Genomic DNA, 13,222 nt, shown 5'->3' with positions numbered 1-13,222 from the left:
ACATCGGTATCGATTCTCCCAGATCCTGTGTTGGGGAAGGCGGAGTGACGAGCTGAGAGGTGGAGAGATGAACGGGAGCACACCTGTGGAGGACGGTTCGCAGCGGCTGGAGGCGGACGCGTCCGCCCGCGGCCTGGCGGTCGAGATCGTGGAGAGGCCCGCTGCCGGCAGCCTGCACGAGGCGGCCGCGCTGCTCGGCATCGAGCCCGGCGACATCGTGAAGTCGCTCGTGGTGAAGCGCCACGACGGCGGCTACCTGTTCGCCCTGGTCCCCGGCGGGCGGCAGATCGCGTGGCCGAAGCTGCGCGCGGTGGTCGGAGTGAACAAGCTCCGCCTCCCGGACGAGACGGCCGCCCTCGAGGCGACCGGCTACCGGCGCGGCACCATCACCCCGATCGGCTCCACGACGGCCTGGCCGGTCTACGCCGACGAGCGGATCCTCGGCCGCCGCGTGGCGGTGGGAGCCGGCGCCGACGGGCGCAGCGCCTTCGTCGACGCGGACGCCCTCGTGGCCGCCTACGGCGCGACCGTGGCCGACATCACCGTGGAGGAGCCTCCGCGCTGATCGGCGGCACCTCGGCCTGCGCTTCCGCGGCCTGCGGCACGGCGCAGACGCCGTCCTCGCACAGCGGCCCGCCGGAGTCGCCGAGCATCTCGAACGGCCCGCTCACGCGACGGCCGCCCGCTGCTCCAGCACGTGCTCGAGGACCTCGGTGAACGCCGCCGGCTCCTGGGCGCCGGAGACGCCGAAGCGCCCGTCGAGGACGAAGAACGGCACCCCCGAGATCCCGTACTCGCGGGCCTGGGCGATGTCGGACTGCACCCGCCCGAGGTAGCGCCGGTCCTCGAGAGCGCGGCGCGTCTCCGCCGGGTCGAGCCCGACCTCGCCGGCGAGCGAGGCGAGCACCTCCGGATCGGCCAGGTCGCGGCCCTCGACGAAGTACGCGCTCAGGAGACGCTCGACGAGCTCGAGCTGCAGTCCGTTCTCCTTGGCGTGGTGGAGCGCCTGGTGGGCGGTGACCGTCTTGACGTGGCGCACCGACTCGAAGTGGTAGTCGAGGCCGACGCCCGCCGCGACCGCCGTGACGGAGTCGAGCATCTGCTGCGCCTGCGCCTCCGGGATGCCCTTGTGCTCGGCGAGGAACGCCGCCTCTCCCCTGCGGTAGTCCTCCGGCGTGTCCGGCGAGAGCTCGAAGCTGCGGTACTCCACGACGACCTCCGGAGCCTCGGGGTGCGCGGCGCGGAAGGCCTCGAGCCCGCGCTCGAACCGGCGCTTCCCGATGTAGCACCAGGGGCAGGCGATGTCGGACCAGACGTCGACGGACAGGGGGCTCGGCTCAGCACTCACCCGCAGGACAACGGAGGGGGCGCCCCGCTATTCCCGCAGCACGCGGACGAGCTCGTCCACGTCGGACTCGTCGTTCCAGAGGTGGAAGGCGATGCGGAGCCGGCCGCCGCGGCCCGAGACGCGCAGACCCGCGGCCTGCAGCAGCTCCAGGTCCGCTCCCCCCTCGTCCGGCCAGGACACGAGCGCCCGGTGCTGAGGCTCCCGGTCAAGCCGCTCGCACAGCAGGTCGCCGAGGCCGGAGGCGTGCGCCCAGACCGCGTCGAGGTCGAGCGAGCGGAACAGAGCGAGCGACGCCTCGGCGCCGGCGAACGCCTGCCAGGCCGGCGAGACGTCGAAGCGGCGGGCGTTCTCGGCCAGGTGCATGGCCGGTCCGTAGCAGGACGACCACACGTCCTCCCCCGAGTACCAGCCCGCCTGCACGGGGACGAGCTCGGCCGCGTAGGCGGGCGAGACGGTGAGGAACGCCACTCCGCGCGGCGAGCACAGCCACTTGTAGGCGTGGGTGAGGGTCGCGTCGAAGCGGGAGGCGTCGACCGGCAGGACGCCGGCCGCCTGCGTGAGGTCGCAGGCGGTTCGCACTCCGTGGCGCGCGGCCGCCTCGAGGACGGCGTCGAGATCGGCGAGCGCTCCGCTGCTGGACTGCACGGCGGAGAAGACGACGAGGTCGTCCCCGTCCTCGACGGAGTCGGCCAGCGCCTCGAGCGCGACGGGGCGCACGGTCACTCCGCGGTGCGCCTGGGCGAGGAAGGGGAACACGATGGAGGAGAAGTCGCCGTCCACGCAGAGCACGCGGGCCCCGTCGGGCAGCGAGGCGGCGAGCACGGCAGCCATGGCGGAGGTCTGCGCGCCGATCGCGACACGGTCGACCGGGACGCCGGCGATCGCGGCGAACGAGGCACGCGCGCGCTCGGCGACAGCGCCGTAGGCGGCGGCCGTGCTCTCCCCGGACGACCAGCCGTCGAGGTCCGCCCGCAGCGCCTCGACGGTCTCCCGCGGCGGCAGGCCGAGGGTGCAGGCGTTGTGGTAGCCGCGGGCACCGGCGAAGCGCGCGCGCAGGTCGGCGGAGTTCGGCAGTGCGGTGCTCACCTCTCGAGGATGACGCTCGGGAGCCGGATCGCCAAGACCGGGGAGCGACCGGGCGCGTCGGCGGCGGGCCCGGTCAGCGGGCGGCGAGAGCGTGCGCCTGCTCGAGCACGGCGACGACCTCGCGGGCCTCGCGCACGTCGACCGGCGAGGGAGCGCCCTCCTGGAGCGACCGCGCGACCTGCTCGAGGAACGCGGCGTAGCGTCCCCGCTCGCTCGGCACGGGATGCGCGCCGGAGTCGTCGACGAGGACGCCCCATCCCTCCGGCGCGACCTCGCCGAAGCCGTCGTCGTCCGGTCGGGCGCCGCCGGTGCGGAGCGCGGTCTCCTGCGGATCGAGACCGTCGACGCTGAAGGCGGCGCGGGTGCCGAGCACGCGGAAGCGGGGGCCTGTCGCCCGGGCGACGCGGCTCATGGTGAGGTGGGAGCGGACGCCGCTGTGATGCAGGAGCGAGACGAACGCATCGTCCTCGCTCGCCGAGCCCTCGTGGATGGTCCGGGTCTCGGCCGCCGTGACGACCGCCGGGCCGAACAGCAGCAGCGCCTGGTCGACCAGGTGGCTGCCGAGATCGAAGAGGATCCCGCCGCCCGCGGCCGAGCCCGTCTCGCTCTGCCACCGGCCCGTCTTCGGCGCGCTCCAGCGCTCGAAGGTCGACTCGAAGCGGAGGACCTCGCCGAGGACGCCTTCGACCAGGAGGCGGCGGAGCGTGAGCAGATCGGCGTCCCAGCGCCGGTTCTGGAAGACGAAGACGGGCGCACCGCTCCGCTCGGAGGCGGCGATGATCGCGTCCGCGTCGGCCGTGCTCGGTGCGAAGGGCTTGTCGATCACGACGGCGACACCGGCCTCGAGCACCCGGACGGCCTGCTCCCGGTGCACCGACGGCGGCGAGGCGAGCACGACCAGCTCCGGCCGCTCGGCGAGCACCGCGTCGAGGTCGGGCACGATCCGGGCCTCCGGATGCGCGGCGGAGGCCGCGGCCCTCCGACCGGCGTCGCGGGTGGAGACGGCGACGACCTCGAACGCCGGGTCGGCCGCGAGGAACGGACCGTGGAAGACGCTGCCGGCGAGCCCGAAGCCGACGATCCCGGCCCGGATCACGAGGAGGCCCCCGGCACGTCGACCGCGCCGCCGAAGCGGCGGGAGCGGCCGGAGTAGTGCTCGATCGCGTCCCAGAGGTCGGTCCGCGTGAAGTCCGGCCAGAGCCGGTCGAGGAACACCATCTCGGCGTAGGCGCTCTGCCAGAGCAGGAAGTTGCTGGTGCGCTGCTCGCCGGAGGAGCGCACGAAGAGGTCGACGTCCGGCATCTCGGGCACGTAGAGCGCCTTGGCGATCGTCTTCTCGGAGATGCCGGAGGGCTTGAGCCGCCCCGCCTGGACCTCGGCGGCGAGCCGCTGCACCGCGTCGGCGATCTCGGTGCGCCCGCCGTAGTTGACGCACATGGTGAGCGTCAGCACGTCGTTGTCCGCGGTCATCCGCTCGGCGAACTGCAGCTCGTTGATCACCGACGCCCACAGGCGCGGCTTCCGGCCGGCCCAGCGGATGCGCACGCCCCACTCGTTGAGCTGATCGCGGCGGCGGTGCAGCACGTCGCGGTTGAAGCCCATCAGGAAGCGCACCTCCTCGGGCGAGCGCTTCCAGTTCTCGGTCGAGAACGCGTAGACGCTGAGGTGCTTCACGCCGATCTGGATCGCTCCGGCCACGACGTCCAGCAGCGCCGTCTCGCCGCGCTTGTGCCCCTCGATCCTCGTCAGGCCGCGGGAGTTCGCCCAGCGGCCGTTCCCGTCCATCACGATGGCGACGTGCCCTGGAACGGCCTTCCGCGGGATCGCAGGCGGGTGGATCCCGGTCCAGTCGAGGGGGCGGTACGGCTCGGCGTCCTTGTGAGTGAAGGGCTTCATCGGGTGACGTGCTCCAGGGATCTCAGACCGCGTTCGAGGTGGAACTGCGTGTAGGCGGCGACCACTCCGCTCGCCCGCGACCGCGTGGTCGGCTCGGTGGTCTCGGCGTGGGCCCAGTCTCCCGTGAGCAGTGCGCCCAGCAGGACCACGACCTCCGGAGCGACCCGCGGTGCGCCGGGCGGCGTGCAGTCGGCGCAGACGACGCCTCCGAGCTGCACCACGACCGCGCCGTGGGGCCCGGGAGCGCCGCAGCGCGCGCAGTCCTCGAAGCTGGGCGCCCAGCCCGCGATCGAGAGCGCCCGCAGGAGGTAGGAGTCGAGCGTCAGCACCGGCTCGTGCTCGTGCTTCGAGAGCGAGCGCAGGGCCCCGACGAGCAGCAGGTACTGCTGCAGGGAGGCGTCCGCGTCGGTGAGGCGGTCCGCCGTCTCGACCATCGCGCTCGCCGCCGTGTAGCTGTCGTAGTCGGCGGCGATCAGCGCACCGTAGGCGCCGAGCGACTCGGCCTGCGTGACGATGTCGAGGCTCCGGCCCTCGTAGAGCTGGAGGTCGGCGACCATGAACGGCTCGAGCCGCGAGCCGAACTTGGAGCCGGTCTTGCGAACGCCCTTCGCCACCGCGCGGATCTTGCCGTGGCTGCGCGAGAGCAGCGTCACGATGCGGTCGGCCTCGCCCAGCTTGTGCGTGCGGAGCACCACGGCTTCGTCGCGATAGGTGGGCATCCTCCGATTATCCCCCCGACCCCCGACACCCGGCTGGCAGCCCGGCCGGAGCAGGGCCCGCGCCGTGGAACGATGTCCGGGTGGCAGCCTCCCTCTTCGAGATCCCGGCCTGGGCCGACCTGCTCGCGATCGCCATCGGCTGCCTCCAGGGCGCGATGTTCGCGGGCGAGTTCCGCGACCGCCGGATCGACCTGCTCGGCGTCACGATCATCGGCACGGCCACCGGCCTCGGCGGCGGCGTGCTCCGCGATCTGCTGCTCCAGACGCCCCTGGTGGCCCTGCACACCGACGCGTACCTGATCGTCGCGGTGACCGCCTCCCTGCTCGGGATGCTGCTCCAGCACCTGCTGAACCGGGTCGACGGGACGATCACCGCCCTCGACGCGCTGACCCTCGGGCTCTTCGGCGCGATCGGCACCACGAAGGCCCTGTCGCTCGGCGTGCCGGAGGTGCCGGCCGTGTTCGTCGGCACCGTCTCGGCCGTCGGCGGATCCGTCGTCCGCGACATCCTGCTGAACCGGCCGATCGCGCTGATGCACGTCGGCTCGCTCTACGCGGTCGCCGCCTCGGTGGGCACGGGCGTCCTGGTCCTCGCGCTGCGCTTCGGAGTGACGATCGACTTCGCCGCGCCGCTCGCGGTGGGCGTGACCACGGTCATCCGCCTGCTCGCGGTCCGCTACGGCTGGAGCCTGCCCGAGCAGCGCGCGCTCAGCGGGGTGCCGCGCCTTCGCTGGCGCCGCCGGACCTAGCGGCGGCCGACCCGGACGCAGGGAGCGGAGTCCCGCGCGGTCCGCGCACGGGAACGCCGGGGGAGGCGCGACGCGTCACGGCTCCCCCGGCGGGGATCGGGTGCGATCAGGCGGAGGCGCCGGCCAGCTCGCGGACCGGGACCTCCTCGCGCAGGGCGCGGTTGACGGCAGAGACGATGGCCTTGAGGGAGGCGGTCGAGATGTCGGCGTCCACGCCCACGCCCCACAGGGTGCGGCCGTTCACCGTGCACTCGACGTACGAGGCGGCCAGCGCGTCGCCGCCGGCGCTGAGCGCGTGCTCGACGTAGTCGAGGACCCGGACCTCGACGCCCTGCTGCTTCAGCACGGCCTCGAAGGCGTTGATCGGGCCGTTGCCCCGCGAGCTGGCCGAGACGCGCTCGTCGCCCACCCGGAGGACCGCGTCCAGCGCGATGCTGCCGCCCAGATCGCTCGACGTGTTCGTGCGCAGCAGCTCGAAGCGGCCCCACTTCTCGTCGGCGCGCTCGGCGGGCGCGGGCAGGTACTCGTCCTGGAACACCGTCCAGATCTGCTCGCTCGTGACCTCGCCGCCCTCGGCGTCGGTCTTGGCCTGCACGACGCCCGAGAACTCGATCTGCAGCCGGCGCGGCAGGTCGAGCGCGTGGTCCGTCTTCAGCAGGTACGCGACTCCGCCCTTGCCGGACTGCGAGTTGACGCGGATGACCGCCTCGTAGGAGCGGCCCAGGTCCTTCGGGTCCACCGGCAGGTAGGGCACGGCCCAGGTGAGCTCGTCGACGCTGCGGCCGGTCCGCTCGGCCTCGGCCTGCATCGCCTCGAAGCCCTTCTTGATGGCGTCCTGGTGCGAGCCGCTGAAGGCGGTGAAGACCAGGTCGCCCGCCCAGGGGCTGCGCTCGGGCACGGGCAGCTGGTTGCAGTACTCGGCGGTGCGCTTGATGCCGTCCATGTCGCTGAAGTCGATCTGCGGGTCGATCCCCTGGGTGAACAGGTTCACGCCCAGCGCGACCAGGTCGACGTTGCCGGTGCGCTCGCCGTTGCCGAAGAGGCAGCCCTCGATCCGGTCGGCGCCGGCCAGGTAGCCCAGCTCGGCGGCCGCCACGGCCGTGCCGCGGTCGTTGTGGGGGTGCAGCGACAGCACGATGTTCTCGCGCTGCGCGAGGTTGCGGCTCATCCACTCGATCGAGTCGGCGTAGACGTTCGGGGTGGCCATCTCGACGGTGGCGGGCAGGTTCAGGATGACCTTGCGCTCGGGAGTCGGCTCGAAGACCTCGACGACCCGGTCGCAGATCTCGCGGGCGAAGTCGAGCTCGGTGCCGGTGTAGCTCTCGGGCGAGTACTCGTAGTAGACGGCCGTGCCGGGGACGGTCGACTCCATCTCGCGGCACTTGCGGGCGCCGGCCAGCGCGATGTCGATGATGCCCTGGCGGTCCTTGCGGAACACGACCTCGCGCTGCAGCACGCTCGTGGAGTTGTAGAGGTGCACGATCGCCTGGCGCGCGCCGCGGATCGACTCGTAGGTGCGCTCGATCAGGTGGTCGCGGGCCTGGGTCAGCACCTGGATGGTGACGTCCTCGGGGATCGCGCCCTCCTCGATGAGGCTGCGCACGAAGTCGAAGTCGGTCTGGCTCGCGCTCGGGAACCCGACCTCGATCTCCTTGTAGCCCATCCGGACCAGCAGATCGAACATGATGCGCTTGCGCTCGGGGCTCATCGGGTCGATGAGCGCCTGGTTGCCGTCGCGGAGGTCCACGGCGCACCAGCGGGGCGCGGTCGTGATGCGTTTCGACGGCCAGGTGCGGTCGGGCAGGTCCACGGCGATCAGCTCGTGGAAGGGACGGTACTTGCCGATCGGCATGGGCGACGGCTTCTGGTTGTTCAGCATGAGGTGCTCTCCCGGCGCAGTGGTGCGCACGTGTCTGTTCTCGCTCGTGACCGATCCCGCTCGCGTGCGGATCCGCTGGTGGGCGGTGCCGGTCGGGCGGTCTCGCGGGGATCCGGATGCGGATCGACCTCGCGGGCGAGGGATGGTTCAGCCGACGACGGACTCCGCGACGAGGATGGCCTGAGGATCAGATCTCGTCGCGGCGGAGAAGGAGGAGCTGTCCGAAGCGCACCAGATCAGGGTAGCACCGCCCCCGCGGCGCGTCACCCCGGCGTCCCGCGCTAGGAGACCAGGCCGTTCTCGTAGGCGTAGACCACCAGCTGCACGCGGTCGCGCAGGCCGAGCTTGCCGAGGGTGCGGCTGATGTGCGTCTTCACCGTCGCCTCGCTCAGGAACTCGGCCCGCGCGATCTCGGTGTTGCTCATCCCCCGCGCGGCCAGGTGGAAGATCTCGCGCTCGCGGTCGGTGAGGGTCGCGAAGGCGGGCGGAGTCTCGCGTCCGCTGCCCGCCGCCCCGAAGTGCTCGAAGAGCTCGCGGGTCGCGGAGGCGGCGACCACGGCGGTCCCCGCGTGCACGGTGCGGACGGAGGCGAGGAGGAAGCCGGGCTCCGTGTCCTTCAGGAGGAAGCCGCTCGCGCCCGCCCGGATGGCGCGCGCGGCCGCCTCGTCGAGGTCGAAGGTCGTCAGCACGAGGATGCGCGGAGGCTGGACCCGCCGCTCCTGCGCGTCCGCGAGGATCCGCCGGGTCGACTCGATCCCGTCGACGCCCGGCATCCGGATGTCCATCAGCACGACGTCGGGGGCCAGCCGCGCGACCAGCTCCGCGCCCTCCGCTCCGTCGGAGGCCTCGCCGACCACCTCGAGATCGGGCTGCGAGCCGAGCAGCATGCGGATGCCGGCGCGGAAGAGGGCCTGGTCGTCGACGAGGACGAGGCGGATGGTGTCGGTCATGCGGGGCTGCCTCCGGAGGCGAGGGGTGGGGCGGTGCGGGCGAGGGACGGGGAGGAGGGCAGGCGCGCGTCGACGACGAAGTCGTCCCCGACCGGGCCGGCGGCGAGCACTCCCCCGACGAGCGCGGCGCGCTCGCGCATGCCGACCAGGCCGTGGCCCTCGCCCGGCAGGGAGTCGCGCTCGACGTCGGCGCACCGGGCGTTGCGCACGGTCAGGGCGAGCTCGCCGCCGTCCTGGCGCAGGGCGATGTCGAGCGGCGAGCCCGGGCGGCCGTGGCGGAGAGCGTTCGTGGTCGCCTCCTGGGCGATGCGGTACAGGGCCAGACCGACGGCGCGCGGCACCGCCTCCAGGTCGACGGCGAGCTCGGCGCGGACGGGGGCTCCGGCTCCGCCCACGCTGTCGAGGAGGGCCGGCAGGTCGCGCGCGCCGGGCTGCGGGCCGTCGCTCTGCGAGTGCCGCAGCTGGGCGAGGAGCACGCGCACGTCGCCGAGGGCGTCCCGGGCGACGGAGGAGATGGTCAGCAGCGCGGCGTCGGTCTGCTCGGGGCTGGTGGCGCCGAGGTAGCGCGCGCCGTCCGCCTGCGCGATCACGACGGCGAGGGAGTGGGCGACGACGTCGTGCATGTCGCGGGCGATCCGGTTGCGCTCCTCCACGGTGTCGAGCTCGCGCTGCGCCCGGGCGCGCTCCTGCTCGGCCTGCGCGCGCAGGGTCTGGCCCTCACGCGCCCGGCGGACCGAGCGGGAGAGCAGTCCGATGGTCCAGGAGAGGCCGAGCGTCGCGAGGATCCCGCCGAAGGTGGCTCCGGCCGACAGGAGGCCGTCGTAGGCGCTCGCGACGAGGTCGAAGACGAGGACGAGGTAGACGACGGCGACCACAGCGCCGAGGACGGCCGACACCGCGCCCGCGATCCGCACCCGCCGCGACTCCGACGCGCCGGCGCCGAAGAGGACGGCCAGGATGGCCAGATCCGCGGGTCCGGGAGCGAGGCTCGCGCTCATCTGCAGGGCGGCGCCGGCCCAGGCGATCGAGAGGGCGAGGACCGGGGACCGCCGGTGCAGCACCAGCGCGACCGCGAGCACGCCCGCGACCAGCAGCTGCATCGCGCCGTCCACCCCGGCGAACGGGAGGCCGGCGACGAGGAGGAGCACCAGCGCCTGACCACCGGCGACCCCCACCGCGAAGGGGTCCTGCGGACCGGCGACCCGGTTCAGCAGCGCGTCGATCCGATCGCCCGCGAGGACCGGCGCCCGCAGCGCGTTGAGGTACACGAGGACCTTCGCCGCACCGAGCACGGAGGCGACCGCGAGGGCGACCAGGGCGAGGACCACGAACTCCACGCGCGCCGGGAGCCCGGACGGATCGAGCGGGCCGGAGAGGCCGAGCGCGACGGTGACGCCGCCGATCCCGGCGAGGATCAGGCCGCCCGCGAGCGCCAGGGCACGGGTCCAGGGGCCCACCCGGCGGGTCGTCTGCCAGAGGACGACCAGGCCGACGAGCACCCCGTCGACGGGGACGCCGCCGAGCAGGACGCCTCCGTCGGCGAGCGCGCCGACCGCGACGAGCGAGGGGGCGAGCGCGGGCAGGAATCCCGCGACCGCGAGGGCCAGCGCGAGCACGAGGCCGCCGGCGATCCGCTCGGTCGGAGTGACCCCGGTGAGCCCGAGCAGCAGATGGAGGGCGGCGAGCAGCGCCCCGGCGATCGGCAGGGCCGCCGGTCGGTCGAGGAGGGCGCGCATGAGGATCACGCTACGGGTCCGCGCGCCCGGGGGCGTCGTCCGCGAGGGTGACCGCCGTCGTCCCTCCGGCGTCAGAAGCCCAGGCGCCCCAGCAGCTTCGGGTCGCGCTGCCACTCCTTGGCGACCTTCACCCGGATGGAGAGGAACACGCGGCGGCCCAGCAGGCGCTCGATCTGCTCGCGGGAGACGGCTCCCACCTCGCGCAGGCGCTGGCCGCCCTTGCCGATGATGATGCCCTTCTGGCTGTCGCGCTCCACGAAGACGTTGGCGTAGATGTCGATCAGCGAGCCGTCCTCGCGCTCGACCATGTCGTCGAGCGTCACGGCGAGGGAGTGCGGCAGCTCGTCCGACACGCCCTCGAGGGCGGCCTCGCGGATGAACTCGGCGATCCGCGAGGACAGGTCCTCGTCGGTCACCGCTTCCTCCGGGTAGAGGGCGGGCGAGACGGGCATCAGGCGCAGGAGCTCGACGGCCAGGACGTCCAGCTGCTCCTCGGTCACGGCCGAGATCGGCACGATCGTGTCCCACTCGCGCAGCTCCGAGACGGCGAGCAGCTGCTTCGCCACGGACTTCTTCGAGGAGAGGTCGACCTTCGAGACGATAGCGACCTTCCGAGCGCGCGGGAAGGAGTCGAGCTGCTCGTTGATGAAGCGGTCTCCCGGGCCGATCGGCTCGTCCGCGGGGAACAGCATCCCGATGACGTCGACGTCGCCGAGGGTCGAGGTGACGAGCGAGTTCAGCCGCTCTCCGAGGAGCGTGCGCGGCCGGTGGATGCCGGGGGTGTCGACGACGATCAGCTGGCCGTCGGTGCGGTGCACCACGCCGCGGATCGCGCGCCGCGTGGTCTGGGGCTTCGAGCTCGTGATGGCGATCTTCTCGCCGACGAGGGCGTTCGTGAGCGTCGACTTGCCCACGTTCGGGCGGCCGACGAAGGACACGAAGCCCGCCCGGTAGGGAGCGGCGGCGGGAGTGGAGTCGGTCATCGTGCGTCCTCGTGCTGATCGCCCGTGGCTCCGCGGGTGGGAGCCGTGCTCGGGCTGGGGGTGGTGGTGCCGCCGTCCGCGATGATCGCGACGGGGCCGGTGCCGGGCTCGCCGGCGGTGTCCAGATCGGGATCGCGGCGGACGATCACCGTGGAGATGGTCCCACGGCGCGGGTCCGCCTGCTCGGCCTCGAGCAGCACTCCGCCGATCCGCGCCGTCGCGCCGCGCTCGGGGAGGCGCCCGTAGGCCTTGGTCAGCAGTCCGCCGACCGAGTCGACGTCGTCGTCCTCGAGGTCGAGCTCGAACAGCTCGCCGAGCTCGTCCACCGGCAGGCGCGCCGAGACGCGGTAGACCCCGGGCGCCGTCTCCTCGAAGAGGTCGACCTCGCGGTCGTACTCGTCGGAGATGTCGCCGACGAGCTCCTCGATCAGGTCCTCCAGCGTCACCAGGCCCGCGATGCCGCCGTACTCGTCGACCACCATCGCGAGGTGGTTGGACTCGAGCTGCATCTGGCGGAGCAGCTCGTCGGCCTTCTTCGACTCGGGCACGAACAGCGCCGGGCGCGCGAGATCGGCGACCGTGTCGTCGTCGTCCGGCCGCTCGTAGGTGTGACGGGCCACGTCGCGCAGGTAGAGCACGCCGAGGACGTCGTCGACGCCGTCGCCGATGACGGGGAGCCGGGAGATGCCGCGGCTCAGCAGGAGCCCCATGCCGGCGCCGACGGAGGAGGTCGCCTCGATCGTCACCATGTCGGTGCGGGGCACCATCACCTCGCGGACGAAGGTGTCGTTGAACTCGAAGATCGAGTGGATCAGCTCGCGGTCGTCCTGCTCGAGCACGTCCTGCTCGGTCGCCTCGTCGACCATGCTGAGCAGCTGCTCCTCGGAGGAGAACCCCGCCGAGCGCCCGGTCCCCGGCGTCACCCGGTTGCCGAGGGCCACGAGCCCGTGCGCGACCGGGCCCAGCGCGAGCCGGAGCACGTGCACGAGCGAGGCGCTGGTGGACAGGACCGCGCGGGCGTTCGCGCGCCCGACGCTGCGGGGGCTGGAGCCGACCAGGACGAACGAGACCGCCGCCATGATCAGGACCGCCAGCAGGAGCGCGAGCCAGAGCTGCGGGACCTCGACGACCAGCACCGTGGTGACGAACACCGCGGCCGTCGTCTCGGCCGCGATCCGCGAGAAGTTGACGACGTTGACGTGGGCGCTCATGTCGCCCGCGATCGCGCGGAGAGCGCGGACGCTGCGGGAGTGCTGGGCCATGTCGAGCAGGTCGCTGCGCGAGAGGACGCCGAGTGCTGCGTCGGTCGCGGCGAACCAGCCGCCGACGGCGACGAGCGCGAGGGCGGCGATGAGGAGCTGGAGAGTGGGCACGGCGCGCTCTAGCGGCGTCGCTCGCTGATGTGGAAGCCGACCAGGATGTCGCGCTGGATGCCGAACATCTCGCGCTCCTCCTCCGGCTCGGCGTGATCGAAGCCGAGCAGGTGAAGGAGCCCGTGGGCGGTCAGCAGCTGCAGCTCGTCGAGCACGGAGTGGCCGGCCGACTCGGCCTGGGACTGCGCGACCTGCGGGCAGAGCACGATGTCACCGAGGAGCCCCGCGGGGGTCTGCTCGTCCTCGGTCCCGGGACGCAGCTCGTCCATCGGGAAGCTGAGCACGTCAGTCGGTCCCGGCTCGTCCATCCACTGCACGTGCAGCTGCTCCATCGCGCCCTCGTCGACCAGCACGATCGCGAGCTCGGCGTCGGGGTGCACGTGGAGCGAGTCGAGCGCGTAGCCGGCGAGGCGCAGCAGGGCGGCCTCGTCGACGGGGACGCTCGACTCGTTGTTGATCTCGATGCTCACGGGGGCGGGTCTTCCTTCGGTTCGGGAGGGGCG

13 protein-coding genes are annotated in these 13,222 nt (G+C 72.9%); 2 read left to right on the top strand and 11 right to left on the bottom strand.

The features are described from left to right. Positions 1-67: 67 nt before the first annotated feature. Positions 68-565: an aminoacyl-tRNA deacylase gene (locus tag C5C54_RS12725; protein WP_104288479.1), complete on the top strand. Its 498-nt coding sequence runs from the start codon at positions 68-70 to the stop codon at positions 563-565. Positions 566-667: 102 nt separating this feature from the next. On the opposite strand, the gene C5C54_RS12720 is transcribed toward C5C54_RS12725, so the two are convergent. The 5 genes from C5C54_RS12720 to recO all read right to left on the bottom strand — a co-directional run bounded on the left by C5C54_RS12720 (position 668) and on the right by recO (position 5,049). Further along, positions 668-1,348, bottom strand: a complete 681-nt coding sequence (locus C5C54_RS12720) for a DsbA family protein (RefSeq protein ID WP_104288478.1) — start codon at positions 1,346-1,348, stop codon at positions 668-670. Positions 1,349-1,375: 27 nt separating this feature from the next. Beyond that, positions 1,376-2,434 (bottom strand): aminotransferase class V-fold PLP-dependent enzyme, encoded by a 1,059-nt coding sequence (locus C5C54_RS12715; RefSeq protein WP_104288477.1) that lies wholly within the window; start codon positions 2,432-2,434, stop codon positions 1,376-1,378. Positions 2,435-2,507: 73 nt separating this feature from the next. After that, entirely contained in the window at positions 2,508-3,530 is a 1,023-nt protein-coding gene (locus C5C54_RS12710) for a Gfo/Idh/MocA family oxidoreductase (protein ID WP_104226694.1), read from the bottom strand. Beyond that, positions 3,527-4,330 carry an isoprenyl transferase gene (locus C5C54_RS12705; RefSeq protein ID WP_104234456.1) on the bottom strand — a complete coding sequence of 268 codons (804 nt, stop codon included), beginning with the start codon at positions 4,328-4,330 and terminating at the stop codon, positions 3,527-3,529. Before C5C54_RS12705 ends, C5C54_RS12710 begins: the two co-directional genes overlap by 4 nt. After that, on the bottom strand, positions 4,327-5,049 hold the full coding sequence (gene recO / locus C5C54_RS12700) for a DNA repair protein RecO (protein ID WP_104223431.1): 723 nt from the start codon (positions 5,047-5,049) through the stop codon (positions 4,327-4,329). Before recO ends, C5C54_RS12705 begins: the two co-directional genes overlap by 4 nt. An 80-nt stretch (positions 5,050-5,129) precedes the next feature. Between recO and C5C54_RS12695 the strand changes: the two genes are divergently transcribed. Next, complete coding sequence (locus C5C54_RS12695) at positions 5,130-5,798, top strand: trimeric intracellular cation channel family protein (RefSeq protein WP_104223430.1); 669 nt, start codon at positions 5,130-5,132, stop codon at positions 5,796-5,798. Positions 5,799-5,904: 106 nt separating this feature from the next. Here C5C54_RS12695 and leuA read toward each other — a convergent pair whose 3' ends face one another. From leuA to ybeY, 6 genes are all read right to left on the bottom strand, one after another. Further along, the gene (leuA, locus tag C5C54_RS12690; RefSeq protein WP_104288476.1) at positions 5,905-7,677 is read right to left on the bottom strand and encodes a 2-isopropylmalate synthase; all 1,773 of its coding nucleotides are present in this window, start codon (positions 7,675-7,677) and stop codon (positions 5,905-5,907) included. 281 nt (positions 7,678-7,958) lie between these two features. Then, the gene (locus tag C5C54_RS12685; protein ID WP_104226697.1) at positions 7,959-8,627 is read right to left on the bottom strand and encodes a response regulator transcription factor; all 669 of its coding nucleotides are present in this window, start codon (positions 8,625-8,627) and stop codon (positions 7,959-7,961) included. Continuing rightward, positions 8,624-10,363 (bottom strand): sensor histidine kinase, encoded by a 1,740-nt coding sequence (locus tag C5C54_RS12680; protein WP_146078832.1) that lies wholly within the window; start codon positions 10,361-10,363, stop codon positions 8,624-8,626. The genes C5C54_RS12685 and C5C54_RS12680 overlap by 4 nt, the downstream gene beginning before the upstream one ends. 71 nt (positions 10,364-10,434) lie before the next feature. Continuing rightward, positions 10,435-11,346, bottom strand: coding sequence for a GTPase Era (era, locus tag C5C54_RS12675; protein ID WP_104288474.1), 912 nt, complete (start codon positions 11,344-11,346; stop codon positions 10,435-10,437). Continuing rightward, positions 11,343-12,719: a hemolysin family protein gene (locus C5C54_RS12670; protein ID WP_104288473.1), complete on the bottom strand. Its 1,377-nt coding sequence runs from the start codon at positions 12,717-12,719 to the stop codon at positions 11,343-11,345. Before C5C54_RS12670 ends, era begins: the two co-directional genes overlap by 4 nt. Before the next feature lie 8 nt (positions 12,720-12,727). Then, positions 12,728-13,189, bottom strand: a complete 462-nt coding sequence (gene ybeY, locus C5C54_RS12665; RefSeq protein ID WP_104223424.1) for an rRNA maturation RNase YbeY — start codon at positions 13,187-13,189, stop codon at positions 12,728-12,730. Positions 13,190-13,222 lie beyond the last annotated feature (33 nt).

Origin of the sequence: Rathayibacter sp. AY1F2 (assembly GCF_002930885.1) — a bacterium.
GTDB lineage: Bacteria > Actinomycetota > Actinomycetes > Actinomycetales > Microbacteriaceae > Rathayibacter.
The sequence above is the reverse complement of the archived record's forward strand: the minus strand, read 5'-3'. Positions and strand labels throughout refer to the sequence as shown.